Source organism: Williamsia muralis NBRC 105860 (genome assembly GCF_001598915.1).
Classification (GTDB): domain Bacteria; phylum Actinomycetota; class Actinomycetes; order Mycobacteriales; family Mycobacteriaceae; genus Williamsia; species Williamsia muralis.
Genome location: NZ_BDAP01000004.1, coordinates 305,442 through 327,631, shown reverse-complemented (window position 1 = coordinate 327,631; position 22,190 = coordinate 305,442). Strand labels below are relative to the sequence as shown.

Below are 22,190 nucleotides of genomic sequence, written 5' to 3'. Positions count from 1 at the left end.
CATCAATCAGACACGGAGGACACCATGATTGAAGACTTCGACCGCATCGAGCGGCAGATCGACATCGACGCACCGGCGGATCGGGTGTGGTCGCTGATCAGTGAGCCCGGTTGGTACATCAACGATTCCGAGATCACCCCCCACCGGATCGAGCGGTCCGGCGATGTCGACATCGTGCATGATCCGGTGCACGGTGCTTTTGCCCTTCGCACCGTCACGCTGGACCCGCCGAGGTACGCCGCCTTCCGCTGGATCGCCGATGTGGACGACACCGCGGGCGCCTCGACGTTGGTCGAGTTCTGGATCGACGAGATGTCCTCGGGGTCAGTGGTTCTCAGGGTTGCCGAGAGCGGGTTCGCGTCTCTGCCCGGGGACGCCACCGAACGGCGAAAGAAGTTCGACGACAACACCGAGGGATGGACCCAGGAACTGGGTATCGCCAAGCGGCACCTTGAACTTGCTCAGGTCGATGTCCGGAGCTGACACCGAACTGCCGGCAGTCTTCGCCGCGCTCGCCGACGACACCCGCTGGGGGCTGCTCGTCAGGCTGGGCAGGTCCCCGGCATCCGCGTCGGCGCTCGCGGCGGAGTTCCCGGTCTCGCGACAGGCCATTGCCAAGCATCTGGCGGTCTTGGAGGAGACGGGTCTGGTCTCGTCGTCGAAGTCTGGCCGCGAGGTGAGGTTCACCGCGGTGGGCGCCCGGCTCAGCCGGATCGGCCGCGAACTCGATGGCATCGCGGCCGGCTGGGATCGTCGTCTTGCCGACATCAAGACGCGTGCCGAGGCCGATCCGAACACCTAGGTCCAACTTCTTCCGCTGCCGGCAGGCCACCTGATATGAATCGGTGATGACTGACACGAGCGGGGACGCAGCAGGCCGGCAGCGGGTGACCTGTGAGGTCGCCGATGGGGTCGCGCAGGTGCGGCTCAATAGGCCGGACAAGATGAACGCCCTCGATCCGGCGATGTTCGAGGCGCTCGTCGACGTCGGGTCAGCGCTCATCGACCGCACCGACGTCTCCGCCGTGGTGATCGCCGGTGAAGGCCGGGCGTTCTGTGCCGGTCTCGACATGGGACAGTTCGAACTGATGCAAGGTGGCGCTGCCGACGTCGTGGCCGACCGCGAACGTCTGGGCGCGGCAACAGCTCTGGGCCAACAAGCCGTGCACGTGTGGTCGCTGGTGCCCGTACCCGTCATCGCCGCCCTCCACGGCGTCGCGTTCGGTGGGGGATTGCAGGTGGCGCTCGGCGCGGACATCCGGATCGCCGCGCCCGACACCACACTGTCGGTGATGGAGATCGTCTGGGGACTGATCCCGGACATGACCGGCACGCAGATACTGCCCGAGCTCGTCGGCCGCGACGTCGCCAAGGAGCTGGTGTTCACCGGTCGCAGATTCAGTGGAAGCGACGCAGCCGCAATGGGTCTGGTGACCCGCACCGACGACGAACCGCTGTCGGCGGCCACGGCGCTGGCCCCCGAGATCGCAGGCAACTCACGGGGCGCACTGGTCGAGGCCAAGGCTCTGCTCGAACTGGCCGGGCGAGTGGACCTCGCCGCGGGATTCGACGCCGAGCAGGTCGCCATCCGGAAGCTGATCGGCTCACCCGAGCAGATCGAGGTCGTCCGTAGGCGCACCGAGGACATGGCACGCCGCCGGCGCTGACGCACGATGTACGCCGAAAGCCCGCACCCCTGGCGCGATGGGTACGGGCCTTCGTCGGGACTCGTTACGCCGCGTGGTGGATGACCCCGCGGATGTTCTTGCCGTCGCGAAGATCCTGGTAGCCCTGATTGACCTGTTCGAGTGAGTAGGTCTGTGTGATCAGCTCATCCAGTTTCAACTGGCCGGCGTCGTACAGCCGCAGGAGTTTGACGATGTCGTACTGCGGATTCATCGATCCGAAGAGCGACCCCTTGATCGTCTTCTGGTTCAGGGTCAGATCGGTGCCCGACACCTGCACCGTCAACTTCGTCGGGTCCGCCAGGCCGGTGATCACCACTGTGCCGCCCTTGCCGATCACCGCGGTCGCGGCCGACACCACGTCCTGGTCGACGGTGCCGACCAGGATCAGGGCCGCGTCGGCGCCTTGGCCCCAGGTGAGTTCATTGACCTTTTCAGCGGCGCTGGCCGCATCGGCGAATGCGTGTGTGGCGCCGAACTTCAGCGCGGTCTCGCGCTTGAGCGGTACGGGGTCGACCACCACCACGTACTTGCAGCCGGCACCCACCGCACCCTGTACGGCGTTGATGCCCAGCCCGCCGATGCCGTAGATCACCGCCGTGTCGCCGTTGCGGAGGTTGCCGGCATTGACCGCCGTTCCCCAGCCGGACGGCACACCGCAGCCGACCAGGACGGCGGTCTCCAGCGGAAGCCAATCGTCGACCTTCACAACCGAGTGCTGTGAGATGGTGGCGCGTTCGGCGAACGTACCGAGCATGCACATGGCGCCGAAATCTTTTCCGTCCCCGTGGAATCGGAAGGAACCGTCGGGCATCGAGCCCTCCAGGATGGTGGCGCCCATGTCGCAGAGGTTCTGCCGACCGGTCGAGCAGTAGCGACAGGTACCGCAGTTGGGGATGAAGCTGCACACCACGTGGTCGCCGGGCTTCACCTTGGTGACGCCGGGTCCCACCTCCTCGATGATGCCTGACCCTTCGTGTCCGCCGACGATCGGATAGCGGGGCGGTAGATCGCCGTCGGTCAGGTGGAGGTCGGAGTGACAGAGTCCGGCAGCGGTGTACTTGATGAGCACCTCGCCGGGGCCCGGCCCGTCGAGTTCGAGCTCCATGATCTCGAACGGTTTGCCGGCCTCGAGTAGCACTGCGGCTTTGGTTTTCATGATGGTCCTTTCGGTGGTGTGAAGGAGGATGTCGAGAAGTCTTGTCAGAGAGCGATGTTCACCGATTTGGTCTCGGTGTAGAGATCGATCGCCGAGTTGCCGAGTTCGCGGCCCCAGCCGGACTGCTTGTAGCCACCGAACGGCATTGCGGTGTCGAATCCGTTGTACTGGTTGACCCAGACCGAACCGGCCTTGATGCGCCTGGCTGTCTTGTGTGCCTTGGACAGGTCTCGGGTCCAGATGCCCGCGGCGAGTCCGTAGATCGAGTTGTTCGCTGCAGCCACCACGTCATCGCCGTCGAAGGGCATCGCGGCCACCACGGGGCCGAAGATCTCTTCCTCGACGATCGAGAAACTCGGCTCGACGTCCACGAACACGGTGGGTTCGATGAAGTATCCTTCGGTGCCCCAGCGTTTTCCGCCGGTCAGCGCCCGTGCTCCGGCGGCAAGGCCCTGAGCGAGATAGCCACTGACCTTGTCGAACTGCTCCTGTGAGATGAGCGGGCCGAGTTCGGTGGTGGGATCGAGGCCAGGCCCGATCTTGGCCTTCGATGCAGCCTCTGCGACGGCAGCGGTGAAGTCGTCGAAGATCGGGCGCTCGACGAAGAGTCGCGTGCCCGCGACGCAGCATTGGCCGTGGTTGAACATCCATGCGGCGACCGAACCGGCCACGGCCTGCTCGAAGTCGGCGTCGGCGAACACGATGTTCGGGCTCTTGCCACCCAATTCGAGGGAGACCTTCTTGAGGTTGCCCTGGGCGGCCGCGACGATTTTCTTGCCGACCTCGGTGGACCCGGTGAACGCGATCTTGTCCACGTCCGGATGTGCCGTCAGGGCGGCGCCGGCATCACCGAAGCCGGTGACGATGTTGACGACCCCGGGAGGAAATCCTGCTTCCTCGAAGATCTCGCCCAAAAGCAATGCAGTCAAGGGGGTTTGCTCGGCAGGTTTGAGCACCACGGTGTTGCCGGCCGCCAGTGCGGGGGCCAACTTGAACGACGCCATCAGGAGTGGGAAGTTCCAAGGAACGATGAGGCCGCATACCCCGACGGGGTCGCGCAGGGTGTAGGCGTGGAACTCGCCGCCCGGGACAAAGGGCATCGACACGTTGACCGTGGATCCGAAGATCTTGGTGCACAGCCCCGCGTTGTATCGGAAGATGTCGGCCGACCACGCCGTGTCGACGGCGGCGGCGATACCCGCTGACTTGCCGTTGTCCAGGGCTTCGAGCTGGCCGAACTCCTCCGCGCGTTCGGTGAGCAGATCCCCGACCCGCCAGAGCAGACGTTCGCGCTCGTTCGGCTTCATCCGGGCCCATGGCCCGTCGTCGAATGCTCGCCGGGCGGCCCGGACCGCTCGGTCGACGTCGGTGGCGTCGCCGTGGGCGACGTCGGTGATCGGAGCCGTGGTGGCCGGGTCGAAGGTGGTGAAAGTCTTGCCCGATGCGGCACCGGTCCACTCGCCCCCGATCAGCATCGAACGGTCGGTGGAAATGAAATCCCTTACCTGCGAAGTCAATTGGGGCTCGGCAATGGCGGTCATACATTCTCCTAGCGTCAGCATGCACAGTCGTTTATGTGACTGCGGTCATAGTGCCAACGAAAGGTGGTGCCCAACTGTCCGGAATCTGTACACCCCGCCGGACGCTGCGGAAGGACTCGAGCGTCTACTCGTCCTGTCGATCGAACGAGCCTCAGTGATCGATGTCGAGTGCGCGAAGTCGGGTGTACAGCGTGCTGCGGCTGATGCCGAGCATTTTCGCGGCGTGGACCTTGTTGCCCTCGCTGGCCTGCATGGCCTCGACGATCGCCTGACGTTCGGCCCGGTCGCGCCCGGACAGCCGGTGCGCGCGCGTGGTGGTCTGATGGTGCGCGGGCAGGTCGGCAACCGTGATCACCCGGTCCGCGCGGCGGGCGGCGTTGTCGGCCGCGGTTCGCAGAACCATCGTGAGTTCGGTCAGGTTGCCCGGCCAGTCGGACGAGAGCAGGGCCTCACCGGCTGCCGCACCGAGCACGGCACGAGGCGCGATGCGCGACAACACGTTTCCCGCCAGGGCCGGTAGGTCGATCGTGCGATGGCGCAGCGGCGCCAGATCTATCCGGCGCGGACACAGAGCGATGAGGGCGGCGACCGGACCAGGTGACTCGGGCAGCGGGGGAGCGGTCAGCACAACGGGTGGGGTCCCCTCGAGAACCGCCGTCCTGAGCGCGGACAGGCTCAGCGGATCAAGCAGATGCACGTTCTCGATGAGCAGGGTGGTCTCGTCGGTGCCGGTGAGATGGCCGATCAGTCCGCCACCGCCCGATCCGGTCACCAGGGCCGCGGCGTCCACGGCGCGTACCGGTCGATCGCCGAGCAGTTCGGCCGCGGTGCTGGTCCGTCCACTACCCGGTTCGCCGGTGATGGCAGTGTTCTCCCACACGCTGCGAAGTCGGTCTGTCCGCAAGCCCACGCCGGTGTGCGAGCGCGATTTACGGGCAATCGGCACGTGGGGCAGATCCAGAGGTCGTACGCGGAAGAGCGCGCCGCCGGCACTGCCGGACACCCGCCGGCCGACGATCTCCACGATGTTGCCCGACACCAGTGCGAGTTGCGTTCGGCGCTCGTCTGCACCCAGATCGGCGGCCAGTGCGCGGAGGGTTCCGAAATCCGCGGAGGCGAGGAAGTCGGCGGCAAGGGCATTGGTCAGCAACAGATCGTCACCGACTGCGACGACGGCGACATCGCGACGGGGCGCGACACGCTGAAACGCCTCCACCACCGCCGTCTGCCGCGCCCTCGACCCCTCGAGGAGCCGCTGCTCGATATCGTCTGCGATCCGGTCGACAAACGGCGCGAACAGCGGATTGACGGTCGGTTCGAGGTTGCTCATGCAGACGATCCCCTCCAGCCGACGAGAGACGGGATGGAGGATGGGCCGCCCATAACAACTGATGCTGCGGAACTGTTCGAGGAAGTGTTCGGCGGCATTGATGACGATGCCGTCCCGGATCTCGAGCGGGGTACCGAGCGCGGTGGTCCCCATCGTGTCCTCGCTGAACTCGGCGCCGCACACCGCGCCCACCGATTCCAGTGCCTGCTCGACCTGGACCCCGCCGAACGTGCGGGACACGAGCCGGGCATCGGAATCCACCAGCAGCAGGGCCGTGTTGGACTCGGCCAATTGATGTGCCACGGCGTCGATGACCGGGCCGGCGGCCCGCAGCAACGGGTGTTCGGTCGATGAGATGTCCACAGGCCGCACGTCCGGCGAGTCACCTGGCTTCAGCCCACCCAGCAGCGATCGCTGCCACGACTGGGCGATGTCGGGGCGATTCGGCTGGGTGTGCGATCGGCTGTTCATCTGCACCCGCGACGCTACCCCCGCGGTAGGCGGGAGCACTGCGGAACCGGGCGCCCCGAGGGCGGATGTCCCTGGGGCGTCGATCGCCGGACGAGCGCCGGTGGCGCAGGACTACGCCGCCGAACCCCAGGCCGAATCGGAGGAACCAGACGATCCTGATCCACAGTTGTCGGCCAGCTGACCCAAAGCGACGGTGTCGGCCAACTTCTGGTAGCCGGCGATGCTGAGGTGGAGGTGATCGCCGTCGTCGTAGGCAGGAAGGAGAGCAGAAGGATTCGCCGGGTCGGCGACAGCCTTGTCGAAGTCCACGACACCGTCGGCGGGACTGCTGGTGCGGATCCACTCGTTGACCTGGTTGCGCAGATCGTTGGTCGCAGTCGTGCCGTAACTGCCCTGCCCGGTATGGCCCCCGGCAGGGGTGATGGTGCCCTGCAGGACGCGGATTCCGCGCCGGTGCAGCGTGTCGATGATCGTCTGATAGTTCTGCGTCAGCTGATCGACGGTGACGCCGGGAGCCTGGCCCAGATCGTTGATGCCTTCGAACAGGACAACGGTGCGCACGTTGGGAACCGACAGAACGTCTCGGTCCAGTCGAGTCAATGCCGAATCCCCACGAGAGGTGTTGATGAGCCCTGACTGCCCCTCGGCCGCATCGAAACCGACCCTGTTGCCCGAGATCCCGGCGTTGACAACCGTCAGCGGCAGTCCCTGCTCGTTGATCCGGCGGGCCAGGCGGTCGGGCCATCGGACGTTCTCGTCGAGGCCGGCGGGCAGTTCGGGAGACGGTCCGGTCGGGTTTGGTGTGCCCGTCTGATAGCCATCGGTCAGAGAATCCCCAAGTGTGACAACCGCTCCCGTTCCGGGGGCCAGGGTGTCCATCCCGGTCACGAAGAGCCGCGACGTCGTGGTGGTGCCGAACGCGGCGCCACTGGTGTCGAGTGTCTTGTCGCCGGCCCCGGTGGCCGTGAGGTACGAGCGCTGACGCGCCACCCAGTGCCGGGTTGCCGACGCCACGTCGTCAGGGGTGAAGGTACTGATCGACAGTGCTTCGAAAGCCTGGAAGGCGTACGGCATGGGGTCACTGACCACCTCGCCGCCGGCAGGCACCGTCACCGTCGGCTGTCCACCGAACAAGAGCGGAACGGGATTCGACACGCCCGCGCCGGTGGCCTGTTTTCCCACACTCACCGATGTGAAGGTCACCGGCCCCTCGCCGTACTCGTTGGACAGGTCCACGCGGAGAACCTCACCGGCGCGGGTCGGGACGATGACAGACCGGACCGTCGAGTTGTCGACCTCGGGATTGGGCACGAGGCTGGGGTCGACGGGCGGGAAGTAGGGACTCGGAGGTCCATCCGGGGACAGTGCCCCGTCGCTTGCAGGCGCGCTCCAGGCCCCCACCCACGGACCGGAAGCCGGGCAGACGATCGGTGTGGGCGCCGCTGCCGCCGGGCCGGATGGGGCGACGACCAAGCCCGCACCGACGGTGAGAGCAACGAGGAACGGGCCGCAGCAGCGTCGTGCGGTGCGCGTCATCGGCGACAGCGTCCGCTCAAATGGTGACATTTGCTAACAGTAGGGCCGGGCGTCGGCAGGCGGGCGACGAACAGCATTGTCCGATCAGGGGCCGGCACAGGCGAATAGACTCGCCGGAACCGAGAACTGGTCTGCAGCACCGGACTGAGATGGAGTCGTGGGAACCGCTTTGACGGATGTATTCGCCCGCTTGCCCGGGGTCGCGACCGCGCGGCAGTATCGCCGGGAGTGGCTGCGTCCCGACATCACCGCGGGCCTGGTGTTGACCGCGCTGCTGATCCCGGCCGGGATGGGTTACGCAGAGGCGGCAGGGTTGCCCGCGTATGCCGGCCTGTATGCCACCATCGTCCCGCTCCTGGCGTATGCGGTGGTGGGCCCGTCGAAAATCCTTGTCCTCGGACCGGATTCGTCGCTCGCGCCCCTGATCGCCGCGGCGGTGGTGCCGCTGGCGGTGACCGGAGACCCGGAGACCGCGCTCGCCCTCGCCGGAATCCTCGCAGTCCTCGTCGGTCTCATCTTGCTCGTCGCCGGGTTCCTTCGGCTGGGGTTCGTCACCGACCTGCTGTCGAAACCGATCCGGCTCGGATATCTGAACGCGATCGCGCTCATCGTGGTCGTCGGCCAGTTGCCGAAACTGCTCGGCTTCTCCGTCGATGCGGACAACCTGATCGAGCAGGGTTGGGAGACCGCCCACGCTGTATTCAGCGGCGGCGTCGACCTTGTCACCGCCACAATCGGTTTCGGCTCACTGGCGATCATCGTCGCCTTCCGGCTCTGGTTACCCCGCGTGCCAGGGGTTCTCGTGGCCGTCGTGGCGGCGATCATCGTGTCCGCGGCCCTGGGTCTCACCGATGACGTCGGGATGGTCGGCGCGTTGCCCGACGGCATGCCGCTGCCGTCGTTCGGGGGAGTCGACTGGTCGGACGTGGTCAAGCTCGTCGGGCCCGCGGCCGGCATCGCGCTGATCGCTTTCGCCGACACAGGCGTTCTGTCCCGCACGTTCGCGGCCCGCCACGGCGAAGAGGTGAACGGGAGCACGGAGATGAAGGCAATCGGCGTGGCCAACATCGCCGGCGGCCTCTTCAGCGGCTTCCCGATCTCGGCGAGTGGATCACGCACCCCCGTGGCCGAGCAGGCCGGGGCCAAGACCCAACTCGCGGGAGTCGTCGGGGCCCTCGCCGTCCTGGTCTTCGTGCTCGCAGCTCCGGGCGTCACCGCCTACCTCCCCGACGCCACACTCGCCGCCGTGGTGATCGTGGCCGCCACCGCTCTGGTCGACGTGAGCGGCATGGTCCGGATGTTCCGGATGAGCAGGATCGAGTTCGCTCTCGCGGTCGCGGCCTTCGTGGGCGTCGCGCTGGTCGGGGTGCTCGAGGGGGTCCTGGTCGCGATCGGCCTGTCCTTTGTCGCCGTGGTCGCGCGGGCCTGGCAGCCCTACCGCACCGAGCTCGTTCAGGTCGCCGACCGCCCTGGCTTCCACGACATCGCGCGCCACCCGGGCGGTCGCCGCATCCCGGGTCTTGTCCTCGTCCGCTTTGATGCACCGCTGTTCTTCGCGAACGGCGGCATCTTCGACGACTACGTCCGGTCGGTGGTCGCGGCGGCCCACGAGCGGGTCGACTGGGTGATCGTGGCGGCCGAACCGGTGACCGGCATCGACACCACCGCGGTCGACGAACTCGTCGATCTCGACACCTATCTGGCGAGCAAGGGCATCCGTCTGGTCTTCGCGGAGATGAAGGGGCCCATGAAAGACAGGCTCATCCGATTCGGCCTGGGAGACAGATTCGGCCCCGACCGTTTCCATCCCACGATCGAGGCGGCGGTGGACGCGTTCAGGGGCCGCGAGGGCCGTTGAGTGGCTGCGCACGAACAGGCGACAACCTGCAGGATCGCTCAGGTCGGCAGCGGTCCTGGACGATTTTGACCTGCGGTCGCACGGTCGGTAGAGTTGACCGCTGGTGCCCGGCCTCCGCCATATTCTAGATCGGCCGGGTCCATCTGCGTGCCTTCAACTGTCGCGTCGGGCAATTTCGACACGCCCGACCAAGGGGTAGGGAAGGCCACACCTGACCAGGGCGTTTGCCTCGGTGGGGCGTACTGCGGAAGAACCGATCACATCGGACTTGCCCGGAGCAGAAACCGCAGCAGAGACGAAGAACGCCAAACAAAGGAAGAACTCTCAGTGCCAACTATCAACCAGCTGGTCCGTAAGGGCCGCCATGACAAGCCTGCCAAGCAGAAGACGGCAGCGCTGAAGGGCAGCCCGCAGCGACGCGGCGTGTGCACTCGCGTCTACACAACCACCCCGAAGAAGCCGAACTCGGCGCTCCGGAAGGTGGCTCGTGTTCGTCTCACCAGCTCGGTCGAGGTGACCGCATACATCCCCGGTGAAGGCCACAACCTGCAGGAGCACTCGATGGTGCTCGTCCGCGGTGGTCGTGTGAAGGACCTCCCGGGTGTGCGTTACAAGGTCATCCGCGGCTCGCTCGACACCCAGGGTGTCAAGGCTCGCAAGCAGGGTCGCAGCAAGTACGGCGCGAAGAAGGAGAAGGGCTGATGCCACGTAAAGGACCCGCACCCAAGCGCCCCCTGATCAACGACCCGGTCTACGGCAGCCCCGTCGTGACCCAGCTGGTCAACAAGATCCTGCTGGACGGCAAGAAGTCGACCGCCGAGCGGATCGTCTACCAGGCCCTGGAACAGGCTCGTGAGAAGACCGGTACCGATCCGGTCGTCACCCTCAAGCGCGCGCTGGACAACGTCCGTCCGGCCCTCGAGGTCAAGAGCCGTCGCGTCGGTGGCGCCACCTACCAGGTGCCCATCGAGGTCAAGCCGGGCCGCGCCAACACGCTCGCGCTGCGTTGGTTGGTGACCTTCAGTCGCCAGCGTCGCGAGAAGACGATGGTCGAGCGTCTCGCCAACGAGCTGCTCGACGCCAGCAACGGTCTCGGCGCAGCAGTCAAGCGCCGCGAGGACACCCACAAGATGGCCGAGGCCAACCGGGCGTTCGCGCACTACCGCTGGTGACAACGGGCCGCCTGCCCTCCAGGCCGGCGGCTACAACAACTTTCAGGCAATACAGAGTGAGGAATTAAGTGGCACAGGAAGTGCTCAGCGACCTCAACAAGGTTCGCAACATCGGCATCATGGCTCACATCGATGCCGGCAAGACCACCACCACCGAGCGAATCCTCTTCTACACCGGCGTCAACTACAAGATCGGCGAGACGCACGACGGCGCCTCGACGACCGACTGGATGGAGCAGGAGAAGGAGCGGGGTATCACCATCACCTCCGCTGCGGTGACCTGTTTCTGGAACAAGAACCAGATCAACATCATCGACACCCCCGGGCACGTCGACTTCACCGTCGAGGTGGAGCGAAGCCTGCGTGTGCTCGACGGTGCGGTAGCGGTGTTCGACGGTAAAGAAGGCGTGGAGCCGCAGTCCGAGCAGGTCTGGCGGCAGGCCGAGAAGTACGAAGTCCCCCGTATCTGCTTCGTCAACAAGATGGACAAGCTGGGCGCCGACTTCTACTTCACGGTGCGCACCATCGAAGAGCGTCTCGGTGCCAAGCCGCTGGTTCTCCAGCTGCCGATCGGTGCCGAGGACGACTTCGACGGCGTCGTGGACCTCATCGAGATGAAGGCGATCACCTGGCGCGGCGTAGTGCCGACCGGTGCCGAGCCGACCATCGAGGAGATCCCGGCCGATCTGCTGGAGAAGGCCAAGGAGTACCGCGAGAAGCTGATGGAGACGGTCGCCGAGACCGACGAAGCGCTGCTCGAGAAGTACTTCGGTGGCGAAGAGCTCAGCATCGCCGAGGTCAAGGCGGCCATCCGCAAGCTCACCGTCACCCGTGAGCTGTACCCGGTGCTGTGCGGCTCGGCGTTCAAGAACAAGGGCGTGCAGCCCATGCTCGACGCGGTCATCGACTACCTGCCCAGCCCGCTCGACGTTCCCTCTGTGGAAGGTCACGCGGTCGGCAACGAAGAAGAGATCCTGTCGCGCAAGCCGTCGTCCGACGAGCCGTTCGCGGCGCTGGCATTCAAGATCGCCTCGCACCCGTTCTTCGGCAAGCTGACGTTCGTGCGTGTGTACTCCGGGCACATCACGGCAGGCACCGGCGTGCTCAATGCCACCAAGGGCAAGAAAGAGCGCATCGGCAAGCTGTTCCAGATGCACGCCAACAAGGAAATGCCGGTCGAGGATGCCACGGCAGGCCACATCTACGCGATGATCGGCCTCAAGGACACCACCACCGGTGACACCTTGTGCGACTCGAATGCACCGATCGTCCTGGAATCGATGAGCTTCCCGGACCCGGTCATCAACGTCTCGATCGAGCCGAAGACCAAATCCGACCAGGAAAAGCTGGGTGTCGCCATCCAGAAACTGGCCGAAGAGGACCCCACGTTCTCGGTCAAGCTGGACGACGAGACCGGCCAGACCGTCATCGGCGGCATGGGCGAGCTCCACCTCGACATCCTGGTCGACCGCATGAAGCGCGAGTTCAAGGTCGAGGCCAACGTCGGTAAGCCCCAGGTGGCCTACCGAGAGACCATCCGCAAGACGGTCGAGAAGCACGACTACACCCACAAGAAGCAGACCGGTGGCAGTGGCCAGTTCGCAAAGGTCATCGTCAAGCTGGAGCCGTTGGTGGATGCCGAAGACGGCGCCACCTACGAGTTCGTCAATGCCGTGACCGGTGGTCGCGTCCCGCGTGAGTACATCCCCTCTGTGGATGCCGGCGCCCAGGACGCGATGCAGTACGGCGTGCTCGCGGGCTACCCGCTGGTCAACTTGAAGTTCACTCTGCTCGACGGCGCCTACCATGACGTCGACTCGTCGGAGATGGCGTTCAAGATCGCCGGATCGGCTGCGATGAAAGAAGCAGCCAGGATGGCGGGCCCGGTGATCCTGGAACCGTTGATGGCCGTAGAGGTCACGACGCCCGAGGACTACATGGGTGACGTGATCGGCGACCTCAACTCACGCCGTGGTCAAATCCAGGCCATGGAAGAGCGCAGTGGCGCCCGTGTCGTCAAGGCACTGGTTCCGCTGTCGGAGATGTTCGGCTACATCGGAGACCTCCGGTCGAAGACCCAGGGCCGGGCAAACTACTCCATGGTGTTCGACTCGTACGCTGAAGTACCGGCGAACGTGTCGAAGGAGATCATTGCCAAAGCAACGGGTGAGTGATTACTCTCCCGTCGCCTCGGCGATAGCGCCACCGGCGCACAGCAGATAAGAATCGCTTGCCGGCGGGGGACGTGAGTCCCTTGCCGCGCAAGAACTAAACACCCAGTGAAACCCGGAAGATTCCGGTTCACGACAACAAGTCCAGGAGGACAATCAAGTGGCGAAGGCGAAGTTCGAGCGGACCAAGCCGCACGTGAACATCGGCACCATCGGTCACGTCGACCACGGCAAGACCACGCTGACGGCGGCCATCACCAAGGTGTTGCACGACAAGTTCCCGGATCTCAACGCGAGCTTTGCGTTCGATCAGATCGACAAGGCTCCGGAAGAGAAGGCTCGTGGTATCACGATCAACATCTCGCATGTTGAGTACCAGACGGAGAAGCGTCACTACGCCCACGTCGATGCTCCTGGTCACGCGGACTACATCAAGAACATGATCACCGGTGCAGCCCAGATGGACGGCGCCATCCTCGTGGTCGCCGCCACCGACGGCCCGATGCCGCAGACCCGCGAGCACGTGCTGCTCGCGCGTCAGGTCGGCGTGCCTTACATCCTGGTCGCGCTGAACAAGGCCGACATGGTTGATGACGACGAGATCATCGAGCTGGTCGAGATGGAGGTGCGCGAGCTCCTCGCTGCACAGGACTTCGACGAAGACGCTCCGGTCATCAAGGTTTCGGCCCTGAAGGCACTCGAAGGCGACCCCGAGTGGGTCAAGACCGTCGAAGAGCTCATGGACGCTGTCGACGAGAGCATCCCGGAGCCGGTTCGTGAGACCGAGAAGCCCTTCCTCATGCCTGTGGAGGACGTGTTCACGATCACCGGTCGTGGCACCGTCGTCACCGGTCGTGTGGAGCGTGGCGAGGTCAAGGTGAACGAGGAAGTCGACATCGTCGGCATCCGCGAGAAGAGCACCAAGACCACCGTCACCGGTATCGAGATGTTCCACAAGCTCCTCGACTCGGCACAGGCGGGCGACAACGCCGGTCTGCTGCTGCGTGGTCTGAAGCGCGAAGACGTCGAGCGTGGACAGGTTGTCATCAAGCCGGGCACCACCACCCCGCACACCGAGTTCGAAGGACAGGCCTACATCCTGTCCAAGGACGAAGGCGGACGGCACACCCCGTTCTTCAACAACTACCGTCCCCAGTTCTACTTCCGTACAACTGACGTGACGGGCGTTGTGACCCTGCCCGAGGGCACCGAGATGGTCATGCCCGGTGACAACACCGAGATGTCCGTCAAGCTGATCCAGCCGGTCGCCATGGACGAGGGCCTGCGCTTCGCGATCCGTGAAGGTGGCCGCACCGTCGGTGCCGGTCGCGTCACGAAGATCAACAAGTAAGCAGTAACAGAACAAACGCAAAAGCGCCCGACCCCATCTGGGGTCGGGCGTTTTTGTGTGCCGGGGCCGATGGATACGTGTGACGTGGTTTACAAGTAACTCCGCCAAAGATACGGTTATAGAAATTCGTTTCTTCGGAGGTCGACGTATGCCCACCAAGTTCTCGCAGATCCCTTCCGGGAGTGGCCTCAAAGAGGTCCCTTTCTCGACGCGTAACGGCGTCATGGAGGTCCTGGCCATGCGCCACGACCCGTTCAAGCAGTCGGACGAACGCCACGCCAAGTACGGGCGGGTCTCGGGTATCAACGCATTCGGGCAGAAGATCGTCATCGCTTCGGGCCCCGACGCCTGCGACGAGATCCTGATGAACAAGAAGAAGGCCTTCGCGAACGGGCCGGCGTGGACCTACCTCATCGGGCCGTTCTTCAACCGGGGCGTCATGCTGCTCGACTTCGACGAGCACCGTCACCATCGGCTCATCCTGCAGCAGGCGTTCAACGCCAAGGTGTTGCGCGGATACATGGACGCGATGCAGCCGATCATCCGTGACCGGGTCGCCCAATTCCCCACGGGAAAGGTGCTGTTGTTCCACGAGTTCAAGGCATTGACCCTCGACGTCGCCCTCGAGGTGTTCCTCGGGATGGAACTGCCGAAAGCCGAGGCGGACCGACTGAACAAAGCCTTCCTGGAGACCGTGCAGGCAGGCGTCGCGGTGATCCGTAAACCGGTCCCCGGTACCCGGTGGTGGAAAGGTCTCCGCTCACGCAAGATCCTCGAGGAGTTCTTCTACAAGCACATCCCCGCCAAGCGGGCGACCGAGACGCCCGACCTCTTCTCCGTGCTCTGTCACGCCGAAAGCGATGAGGGACACAGCTTCACCGACGAGGACGTCGTCAATCACATGATCTTCGTGCTGATGGCCGCCCATGACACCTCCACCATCACGATGACCCAGATGTGCTACCGCATGGCCAAGTCGCCGCAGTGGCAGGTGCGCGCCCGCGAGCAGTCGCGCGAGCTGGGTTCGGAACTGAGCTACGACGACCTCGCCGCGCTGACCGACCTCGACCTCATCATGAAGGAGTCGCTGCGGATGTGCACCCCGGTCCCGGCGCATCCCCGGATGACCGTGCAGGACACCGAGATCCAGGGCTATTACCTTCCCAAGGGGACCATGGTGACGGTGCCCAGCATGATCAACCACCTCGACCCCGAATACTGGAAAGACCCGTGGACCTTCGACCCCGAACGCTTCAGCAAGGAGCGGGCCGAGGACAAGGTCCATCGCATGGCGTGGAGCCCGTTCGGCGGCGGCGTGCACAAGTGCATCGGGTTGTACTTCGGCCAGATGGAGGTCAAGACGATCATGCATCAGCTGTTGCGCAACTTCGAGTGGTCGGTGCCCGACAACTATGAGATCCCGATGAACTATGCGTCGTTGCCGATCCCCAAGGACAGTTTCCCGGTCACGCTGCGTCGGTTGTGATATCTATTCACCTCGACAGCCGGTGACAGTTGGGCCGAGAACCGCGCCCGGGCCGGCGGGGTGAGGGTGCCACAGCATGAGCTTTTTCGGACAGGGTGATAGCAACCGCGAACCGAGTTTCCTACGGACGTTCGTGCCGATCCTGCTGTTCACGTTGCTCTGCGGAATCGTCGGTCCGATCTTCCTGGTTGCGTATTTCCTGATCGACGACCCGCTCACCGGCTGGATGTTCTACGCAGGTCTGGGGATCACGGTCGCAGACGTGGTCATCGGATACTTTGTCGCACAGTCGCTCTACCGTCGCCGACGCAAACGGTACAACCTGGAACAGAACGGCAGGTTCGGCATCGGCGAGGTGCGCTCGGTGGACCAGACCAACGTGCGCATCAACGGACAGCCGATGATGAAGATCTCGCTGGCCATCTCCGGCGACGGCATCGCCCCGTTCGAGGCGACCAAACGCGTGGTGGTGCCGTTCATGTTCTTGCCGGCGTTGCGGTCGCAGAGGGTTGCGGTGCTCGTCGACACCTACTCGGGTGAGTTCGACATCGACTGGCAGCGCACAGCACTGCTGGCCGGGACGTCGCCCGCGCGGTTCACCGACACCGAAACCGGCGAGGAGTTCGATCTGTCCGGCAAGAGTGATGCCCTGATCGAGATCATGAGGGTCTTCGCCGAGAACAACATCCCGTTCGGAGGCAGGGTGGACCTGCGGTCGAATCCGGTTGTGCGTGAGCAGGTGATGGACATCGCGCGACGTCACGGGCGTCCGGATGGGTTCGCCCAGCAGGGGCCGCCGGACCGGCCGACATCGGAGCGTCCGGACATGAGCAAGCCGGCCGCGGCTTCGTTCACACACCCACCGACCGCGCCGCCCGGTCCACCACGCACACCTGGCCAGCGGCTGGCCGAACTCGAGTCGATGCGTGCGGCGGGCACCATCAGCCTCGAGGAGTACCGCGCGGTACGTACCAGGATTCTCAACGACTTCTGACGTTTGCGTTGCTGCCGTCGGCAGAACCGCTCAGGGCTGATCTGCCCTGGGCAGCAACATCTTTCGCATGCCTCGGGCTGGGTTCACAGTGGGGTCATGAGTGACAACTACACACCTCCGGCCATCATCGACGACGAATTGCAGACGCGGCTCTTCCACCAACGGGTGATCGTGCTCGGCGATCAGCTCGACCAGAAGCTCGGCAACAGGCTGTGCAGCCAGTTGCTCTTGCTGTCGGCCGAAGATTCACGCAAAGACATCAGCTTCTGGATCAACTCGCCTGGGGGCTCGGTGCCGGCGATGCTCGCGATCATGGACGTCATGCGGGCCATTCCGAACGACGTCAGCACCCTTGCCCTCGGAATCGCGGCCAGCGCCGGCCAATTCCTGTTGTCGGCGGGGACGCCGGGCAAACGTCATGCGCTGACGCATTCCCGGATCTTGATGCACCAGGGTTCGTCCGGCATCGGCGGAACCGCGGTCGACGTCGAGTTGCAGGCCGACGATTTGCGGCACACCCGCGACACGGTGCTTGCGCTGATCGCCGAGCACACCGGACAGCCCGCCGAGAAGATCTGGAACGACTCGTTACGGGACCGGTGGTACACGGCGGAACAGGCAGTCGAGTACGGATTCGTGGATCGCATCGCCGACGGTGTCGCGGACATCTATCCGGCGTCGGCCCGCCCGGTTGCACTGGGAGGCGTCCGATGAGCACGTACACGGTGCCGTACGTCGTGGAGAAGACCGCAGCGGGGGAGCGTTCGATGGACGTCTACAGCCGACTTCTCTCCGAGCGGATCGTCTACCTGGGCACCGAGATCGACGACGGGGTGGCCAACGTACTGATCGCGCAGTTGCTGCATCTGGAGTCCGACAGCTCGGAGATGCCGATCAACCTTTATATCAACTCACCCGGCGGATCGCCGGCCGCGATGCTCGCCGTGTACGACACGATGCAGTTCATCCGGCCCGACGTCGCGACGACCTGCGTCGGTCAGGCCGGTGGTCCCGCGGCGGTCCTGCTCGCCGGAGGTGCGGCCGGACAACGATCCATCCTCCGGCACGGCCGAGTGGTGTTGCACCAGCCGTCGATTCAGGGTCAAGGGTCGATTCCCGACCTGATCATCCACGCCGACGAGGTGGTTCGCGTACGTGCCGAACTCGAGGAACTGCTGGCGCGGCACACGGGTAAGAACCTCGACGCCCTCCGTCACGACACCGACCGTGAGCTCATCCTGCCCGCGGCGGCCGCCGTCGAATACGGGTTGGCCGACCAGGTCCTGGAGTACCGGCCGATGCGGTGACCTCTACGGATGGCCGACGGCCAGGTCAGGATGCCAGACGCAGGTGAGCGCGGCCCGAGGATGAGGCCGGTCGCGATACCGAGGACGAGTTGCGGGGGAGTCCGCCTACCGCGATGACCTGGCCGGCTGCATCGTGTGCGGCCCGCTCGATGATCGCGGCGACGCCTTTGGTGATGTCGAGCAGTGTGAGGCCGAGGGCGCCGGCGACAGCGGAGAGGATCTCCGACGACGGCTCTTTGCGTCCGCGCTCGATCTCGGACAGATATTGGGGTGAGACACCGGCTTCGGCGGCAACCCCGGTGAGAATCCGGCCCTGCTCCCCGCGGACATCACGCAGGTACGTCCCGAGGACGTCGCGCCAGAGCGGCTCGGGTTCCTGCGGTTGTTCGCGAGGCCGTGAACGGGCTCGGAGATCGGCGGACGTGGTGTCGGTGATGGTGAGACTGCGGCCCATCTACCGAACGTAGATCGACGGGCGGACCGGTGCACCGCGAATCTGCTCAGAGCAGAAGGAGCGGTCTGTCTCGGCCCGGTCGCAGGCAAGGCGCCGTGTGGGAAGGGAGAACCGCGAATTAGTTCGCGAGTGGGCACTCTCTATGTTATCGTTGCTGTAGCGAGTGATGGAGGTCACACATGAGTCTGCAGGCGGACACCACGGCACCGGTCGACGGCAACGGACATACGGGAGGCGGCGATGCCCCGTACGACATGGTTGTCCGCGGGGGCACCTGGTTCGACGGCACCGGTCAGCCAGGTCTGCGCCGCGACCTCGGAATCCGGAACGGCAGGGTCGTCTCCGTCTCCGCCACACCTCTGCCTGCCGGGCCCGACACCCAGCTGATCGACGCTGCCGGTCAGTGGGTGATGCCAGGATTCATCGACGTGCACACCCATTACGACGCCGAGGTGCTGGTGGCACCGGGTCTGGGTGAGTCGGTGCGCCACGGCATCACCACCGCGATCATCGGCAACTGTTCGCTGTCCACCGTGTACACGACCCCGGTCGACGCCGCGGACCTGTTCAGTCGGGTCGAGGCTCTGCCGCGCGATCACGTCATCAAGGCGCTCGAAGGCGGGAAGACGTGGACCGATCCTGCGTCCTACGTCGAGGCGATCGACGATTTGCCGCTGGGCCCGAACATCGCGGCCTTCCTCGGTCATTCCGACATCCGGACCGCCGTGATGGGGCTCGGTCGCTCCACCGATCGGTCGCACACACCGAGTCGCGCCGAGATGGACGCCATGCTCGAGGCGGTCAACGACGCGCTCGACGCGGGATTCCTCGGGGTGTCGGGGATGACCAACCCCTGGGACAAGCTGGACGGCGACCGCTACCGGTCGCGGTCACTGCCCTCGACCTATGCCCACTGGAGCGAGCGCCGCAAGATCAACAAGGTGCTGCGGCAACGTGATCGGGTCTTGCAGACCATCCCCAACCTGAACACCAAATACGACATCCTCTTCTTCCTCGCCGGGAGCACCGGGCTCGGCCGCAAGCCCCTCAAGACCTCGGTCCTCGCGGCCGCCGACGCGAAGTCGGACCGGTGGGTGCGGCGCATCTTCGGACCGATCGCGACAGTGGCCAACAACTGGGGTCGGGGCGCCCTGCGCTGGCAGCACCTGCCGGTGCCCTTCCAGGTGTACAGCGACGGCATCGATCTCGTGGTGTTCGAGGAGTTCGGTTCGGGCCGTGCGGCACTGCACCTGCGCGAGGAGATGGGCCGTAACGACCTGCTGGCCGATCCCGAGTATCGGCGATGGTTCCGCAAGGACTTCGAGACGAAGTTCAGCTCACGGATCTGGCACCGCGACTTCGACGATGCCGAGATCACCGAGTGCCCCGACGAATCCATGATCGGTAAGACGGTGGAAGAGGTGGCCCGCGAACGCGGGGTCCACAGCACCGACATGTTCCTCGACCTCGTGGTGGACTACGGCACGAAGTTCCGCTGGCGCACCGTGATCACCAATGACCGTCCGGAGATCGCCGACTGGTTGATCAAGCAGAACGGCGTGACCATCGGCTTCTCTGACGCCGGTGCGCATCTGCGCAACATGGCGTTCTACAACTACGGGATCCGTTTGCTGCAACGTGTGAAAGAAGCCGAACACGGCTCGCGCACACCATTTCTCACCATCGAAGAAGCGGTGCACAAACTCACCGGTGAACTCGGGGAATTCTACGGTCTCGACGCCGGATTCCTGCGTGAGGGGGACCGCGCCGATTTCGTGGTCGTCGACCCGGCGGGACTGACCGACCAGACCAAGGAATACGCTGAAGCAACCATGACCGAATTCGGGGGGATCAAGCGCATGGTCAATCGCAATGACGACGCGGTGTCTGCGACCGTGGTCGGCGGCCAGTATCTCTACGGTCGCGGCAACTTCGCACCGGGTTTCGGCACAACGGTGCAGGCCGGCCAGTTCCTGCGCGCAGGAGCCGCGCGTGGGACGGTACGCGAGAGGTCGACCGCGTAGATGGGAGAGGCACGCCGCACCCAGGAGCAGCGCCGGACAGCCACGATGGCGCGGCTGGTGGATGCGTGTGTGGAGTCGCTGTGCGAGCTGGGATACCAACGCAGCACCATCAGTGAGATCTGTACGCGTAGCGGAGTGTCCCAGGGTGGGCTGTTCCGCCATTTCCCGACCCGGCTGGACCTGGTGATCGCGGCCGCCGATTCCGTGCGTGCCAGACAGTTCGAGGCTTTTTCGCAGAGTCTGGCGCTGCTGGGAACCGGTACCTTGGCGGACTGCCTCGTGCTCGTCCGGCAAGCGTGCCGGGCGCCCATCAACGGTGCCTGGTACGAACTACTGATCGCCGCGCGGACCGACGCGGGGCTCCGGGATCGGCTCGCCCCCATGCTTGCCGAGTACCACGATCAGATAGCTCAGTTCGCGCGGACGGTACCCGCCGTGCAGGGATTGCCCGACGGGCAGGTCGAACTCGTGGCGCTGACCATCGTCCATCTCTTCGACGGGGAAGCCGTTGCGGCGGCGGTCAATCCGCAGCCAGAATTGGAGCAGCAGAGGCTCGAACTGGTACTCGGCTGGCTGGCCGGTGCGGCAGATCGGTGAATCGTTCATGACGATCCCCTCCGCGTCTCCGGTCCCGCCTTACGAGGAGATCGCGGAGTCGGCCGTGGTGGTTGCCCTGCCCATGCGCATGCGGTTCCGCGACATCACCACTCGTGAGGTGATGCTGTTCCGGGGCCCGGCCGGATGGGGTGAGTTCGGTGCCTTCGTCGAATACGACGACGCCGAATCGGCCGCCTGGCTTGCTGCGGGTATCGAAGCCGCCTACCTCGGACCGCCATCCGCGGTGAGGGACTCGGTTGCGGTCAACGCCACCGTTCCGGCGATCCCGGCCGACCAGGTGGACGAAGTGTTGGCCCGATATCCAGGGGCGCACACGGCCAAGGTCAAGGTGGCGCAGGAGGGTCAGACGCTCGACGACGACGTCGCACGCGTGGAGGCCGTCCGGTCCCGCATCGACTATGTCCGGGTGGACGCGAACGGTAAATGGACTGTGCAGCAAGCGATCACAGCGATCCGCGCGCTCGGTGAGCTGCAGTACGCGGAGCAGCCCTGCGCCACCATCGACGAACTCGCTGCCGTCCGGGCCGCCGTCGACACCCCGATCGCGGCCGATGAGAGCATTCGGCGCGCCAGTGACCCTCTCAAGGTCATCGCCGCCGAGGCCGCCGACATCGCCGTCCTGAAGGTGGCGCCGCTCGGCGGCATGCGGCGGGTGCTCGATCTCGCCGGCCGGATTCCGGTACCGGTGGTCATCTCCAGCGCCCTCGATTCCGCAGTCGGCATCTCCGCCGGTGTGGCCACCGCGGTCGCGTTGCCTGCCGAACCCCCTGCCTGCGGCCTCGGCACCGGTGGACTGTTCGTCACCGACGTCGCCGAGCCCTTTGTGCCGGAGATGGGTTCGCTCAGTCCCCGTCTGGTCGACATCGATCCCACTGCGCTGCCCCTGGCCGGTGAGGACAGACGGGACTGGTGGCTGGAGCGTCTGCGCCGCTGCCTGGCGATACTCGCCGACAACTGAAAACCGCAACCGGCTGTGCCTGGACGTCGCCAGAAGATACAATTTTGCGAAATCGTTCCAACAGCGGAGGTTCAG

Annotated in this window: 20 protein-coding genes; 15 read left to right on the top strand and 5 right to left on the bottom strand. The window is 65.1% G+C overall.

Annotated features, from left to right (window positions below; translation table 11 throughout):
* The first annotated feature begins 24 nt into the window (after positions 1 to 24).
* From WIMU1_RS17030 to WIMU1_RS17020, 3 genes are read left to right on the top strand one after another with little or no spacing between them, the layout of a single operon-like run.
* Positions 25 to 483, top strand: a complete 459-nt coding sequence (locus WIMU1_RS17030; protein WP_031331740.1) for an SRPBCC family protein — start codon at positions 25 to 27, stop codon at positions 481 to 483.
* Positions 470 to 802, top strand: a complete 333-nt coding sequence (locus WIMU1_RS17025; RefSeq protein ID WP_062798955.1) for an ArsR/SmtB family transcription factor — start codon at positions 470 to 472, stop codon at positions 800 to 802. The genes WIMU1_RS17030 and WIMU1_RS17025 overlap by 14 nt, the downstream gene beginning before the upstream one ends.
* Before the next feature lie 46 nt (positions 803 to 848).
* Positions 849 to 1,667: a crotonase/enoyl-CoA hydratase family protein gene (locus WIMU1_RS17020; protein WP_062798953.1), complete on the top strand. Its 819-nt coding sequence runs from the start codon at positions 849 to 851 to the stop codon at positions 1,665 to 1,667.
* Between the two features lie 64 nt (positions 1,668 to 1,731).
* On the opposite strand, the gene WIMU1_RS17015 is transcribed toward WIMU1_RS17020, so the two are convergent.
* The 4 genes from WIMU1_RS17015 to WIMU1_RS17000 all read right to left on the bottom strand — a co-directional run bounded on the left by WIMU1_RS17015 (position 1,732) and on the right by WIMU1_RS17000 (position 7,752).
* On the bottom strand, positions 1,732 to 2,844 hold the full coding sequence (locus WIMU1_RS17015; RefSeq protein ID WP_062798952.1) for an NDMA-dependent alcohol dehydrogenase: 1,113 nt from the start codon (positions 2,842 to 2,844) through the stop codon (positions 1,732 to 1,734).
* 44 nt (positions 2,845 to 2,888) lie between these two features.
* On the bottom strand, positions 2,889 to 4,385 hold the full coding sequence (locus WIMU1_RS17010) for an aldehyde dehydrogenase family protein (RefSeq protein WP_062798950.1): 1,497 nt from the start codon (positions 4,383 to 4,385) through the stop codon (positions 2,889 to 2,891).
* Positions 4,386 to 4,536: 151 nt separating this feature from the next.
* Positions 4,537 to 6,225: a sigma-54-dependent Fis family transcriptional regulator gene (locus WIMU1_RS17005; protein ID WP_503827255.1), complete on the bottom strand. Its 1,689-nt coding sequence runs from the start codon at positions 6,223 to 6,225 to the stop codon at positions 4,537 to 4,539.
* A 72-nt stretch (positions 6,226 to 6,297) separates the two neighbouring features.
* A complete protein-coding gene (locus tag WIMU1_RS17000; protein ID WP_084248337.1) occupies positions 6,298 to 7,752 on the bottom strand; it encodes an SGNH/GDSL hydrolase family protein in 1,455 nt (484 codons plus the stop codon).
* 139 nt (positions 7,753 to 7,891) lie between these two features.
* On the opposite strand from WIMU1_RS17000, the gene WIMU1_RS16995 reads away from it, so the two are divergent.
* The 9 genes from WIMU1_RS16995 to WIMU1_RS16955 all read left to right on the top strand — a co-directional run bounded on the left by WIMU1_RS16995 (position 7,892) and on the right by WIMU1_RS16955 (position 18,061).
* Positions 7,892 to 9,580, top strand: coding sequence for a SulP family inorganic anion transporter (locus tag WIMU1_RS16995; RefSeq protein WP_084248371.1), 1,689 nt, complete (start codon positions 7,892 to 7,894; stop codon positions 9,578 to 9,580).
* 327 nt (positions 9,581 to 9,907) lie between these two features.
* Positions 9,908 to 10,282 (top strand): 30S ribosomal protein S12, encoded by a 375-nt coding sequence (gene rpsL, locus WIMU1_RS16990; protein ID WP_023956148.1) that lies wholly within the window; start codon positions 9,908 to 9,910, stop codon positions 10,280 to 10,282.
* A complete protein-coding gene (rpsG, locus tag WIMU1_RS16985; RefSeq protein WP_023956146.1) occupies positions 10,282 to 10,752 on the top strand; it encodes a 30S ribosomal protein S7 in 471 nt (156 codons plus the stop codon). Before rpsL ends, rpsG begins: the two co-directional genes overlap by 1 nt.
* A gap of 68 nt (positions 10,753 to 10,820) precedes the next feature.
* Positions 10,821 to 12,926 carry an elongation factor G gene (gene fusA, locus WIMU1_RS16980; protein WP_023956144.1) on the top strand — a complete coding sequence of 702 codons (2,106 nt, stop codon included), beginning with the start codon at positions 10,821 to 10,823 and terminating at the stop codon, positions 12,924 to 12,926.
* Between the two features lie 157 nt (positions 12,927 to 13,083).
* Positions 13,084 to 14,274, top strand: a complete 1,191-nt coding sequence (tuf, locus tag WIMU1_RS16975) for an elongation factor Tu (protein WP_023956142.1) — start codon at positions 13,084 to 13,086, stop codon at positions 14,272 to 14,274.
* Between the two features lie 148 nt (positions 14,275 to 14,422).
* Positions 14,423 to 15,760, top strand: a complete 1,338-nt coding sequence (locus WIMU1_RS16970) for a cytochrome P450 (RefSeq protein ID WP_062798944.1) — start codon at positions 14,423 to 14,425, stop codon at positions 15,758 to 15,760.
* A 76-nt stretch (positions 15,761 to 15,836) separates the two neighbouring features.
* The gene (locus WIMU1_RS16965; RefSeq protein WP_147431369.1) at positions 15,837 to 16,754 is read left to right on the top strand and encodes an SHOCT domain-containing protein; all 918 of its coding nucleotides are present in this window, start codon (positions 15,837 to 15,839) and stop codon (positions 16,752 to 16,754) included.
* A gap of 96 nt (positions 16,755 to 16,850) precedes the next feature.
* Positions 16,851 to 17,468: a ClpP family protease gene (locus tag WIMU1_RS16960; RefSeq protein WP_062798940.1), complete on the top strand. Its 618-nt coding sequence runs from the start codon at positions 16,851 to 16,853 to the stop codon at positions 17,466 to 17,468.
* Positions 17,465 to 18,061 (top strand): ClpP family protease, encoded by a 597-nt coding sequence (locus tag WIMU1_RS16955; protein ID WP_062798938.1) that lies wholly within the window; start codon positions 17,465 to 17,467, stop codon positions 18,059 to 18,061. The genes WIMU1_RS16960 and WIMU1_RS16955 overlap by 4 nt, the downstream gene beginning before the upstream one ends.
* Positions 18,062 to 18,086: 25 nt before the next feature.
* Here WIMU1_RS16955 and WIMU1_RS16950 read toward each other — a convergent pair whose 3' ends face one another.
* Positions 18,087 to 18,515, bottom strand: coding sequence for a helix-turn-helix domain-containing protein (locus WIMU1_RS16950; protein WP_084248336.1), 429 nt, complete (start codon positions 18,513 to 18,515; stop codon positions 18,087 to 18,089).
* Between the two features lie 254 nt (positions 18,516 to 18,769).
* On the opposite strand from WIMU1_RS16950, the gene WIMU1_RS16945 reads away from it, so the two are divergent.
* Genes WIMU1_RS16945 through WIMU1_RS16935 form a run of 3 tightly spaced genes read left to right on the top strand, consistent with a single transcriptional unit; the run spans position 18,770 to position 22,115 of the window.
* Positions 18,770 to 20,539: an N-acyl-D-amino-acid deacylase family protein gene (locus WIMU1_RS16945; protein ID WP_062799227.1), complete on the top strand. Its 1,770-nt coding sequence runs from the start codon at positions 18,770 to 18,772 to the stop codon at positions 20,537 to 20,539.
* A complete protein-coding gene (locus WIMU1_RS16940; protein WP_023956130.1) occupies positions 20,540 to 21,136 on the top strand; it encodes a TetR/AcrR family transcriptional regulator in 597 nt (198 codons plus the stop codon). It begins immediately after the preceding gene.
* A gap of 7 nt (positions 21,137 to 21,143) precedes the next feature.
* Positions 21,144 to 22,115: an o-succinylbenzoate synthase gene (locus WIMU1_RS16935; RefSeq protein WP_062799226.1), complete on the top strand. Its 972-nt coding sequence runs from the start codon at positions 21,144 to 21,146 to the stop codon at positions 22,113 to 22,115.
* The last annotated feature ends 75 nt before the right edge of the window (positions 22,116 to 22,190 follow it).

Excerpts from the sequence above, each read along its gene's own strand:
- WIMU1_RS17030 (WP_031331740.1), top strand. The coding sequence starts at position 25 with ATGATTGAAGACTTCGACCGCATCGAGCGGCAGATCGACATCGACGCA.
- WIMU1_RS17025 (WP_062798955.1), top strand. The coding sequence starts at position 470 with ATGTCCGGAGCTGACACCGAACTGCCGGCAGTCTTCGCCGCGCTCGCC.
- WIMU1_RS17020 (WP_062798953.1), top strand. The coding sequence starts at position 849 with ATGACTGACACGAGCGGGGACGCAGCAGGCCGGCAGCGGGTGACCTGT.
- WIMU1_RS17015 (WP_062798952.1), bottom strand. The coding sequence starts at position 2,844 with ATGAAAACCAAAGCCGCAGTGCTACTCGAGGCCGGCAAACCGTTCGAG.
- WIMU1_RS17010 (WP_062798950.1), bottom strand. The coding sequence starts at position 4,385 with ATGACCGCCATTGCCGAGCCCCAATTGACTTCGCAGGTAAGGGATTTC.
- WIMU1_RS17000 (WP_084248337.1), bottom strand. The coding sequence starts at position 7,752 with ATGTCACCATTTGAGCGGACGCTGTCGCCGATGACGCGCACCGCACGA.
- rpsG (WP_023956146.1), top strand. The coding sequence starts at position 10,282 with ATGCCACGTAAAGGACCCGCACCCAAGCGCCCCCTGATCAACGACCCG.
- WIMU1_RS16970 (WP_062798944.1), top strand. The coding sequence starts at position 14,423 with ATGCCCACCAAGTTCTCGCAGATCCCTTCCGGGAGTGGCCTCAAAGAG.
- WIMU1_RS16965 (WP_147431369.1), top strand. The coding sequence starts at position 15,837 with ATGAGCTTTTTCGGACAGGGTGATAGCAACCGCGAACCGAGTTTCCTA.
- WIMU1_RS16960 (WP_062798940.1), top strand. The coding sequence starts at position 16,851 with ATGAGTGACAACTACACACCTCCGGCCATCATCGACGACGAATTGCAG.
- WIMU1_RS16955 (WP_062798938.1), top strand. The coding sequence starts at position 17,465 with ATGAGCACGTACACGGTGCCGTACGTCGTGGAGAAGACCGCAGCGGGG.
- WIMU1_RS16950 (WP_084248336.1), bottom strand. The coding sequence starts at position 18,515 with ATGGGCCGCAGTCTCACCATCACCGACACCACGTCCGCCGATCTCCGA.
- WIMU1_RS16945 (WP_062799227.1), top strand. The coding sequence starts at position 18,770 with ATGGTTGTCCGCGGGGGCACCTGGTTCGACGGCACCGGTCAGCCAGGT.
- WIMU1_RS16940 (WP_023956130.1), top strand. The coding sequence starts at position 20,540 with ATGGGAGAGGCACGCCGCACCCAGGAGCAGCGCCGGACAGCCACGATG.
- WIMU1_RS16935 (WP_062799226.1), top strand. The coding sequence starts at position 21,144 with ATGACGATCCCCTCCGCGTCTCCGGTCCCGCCTTACGAGGAGATCGCG.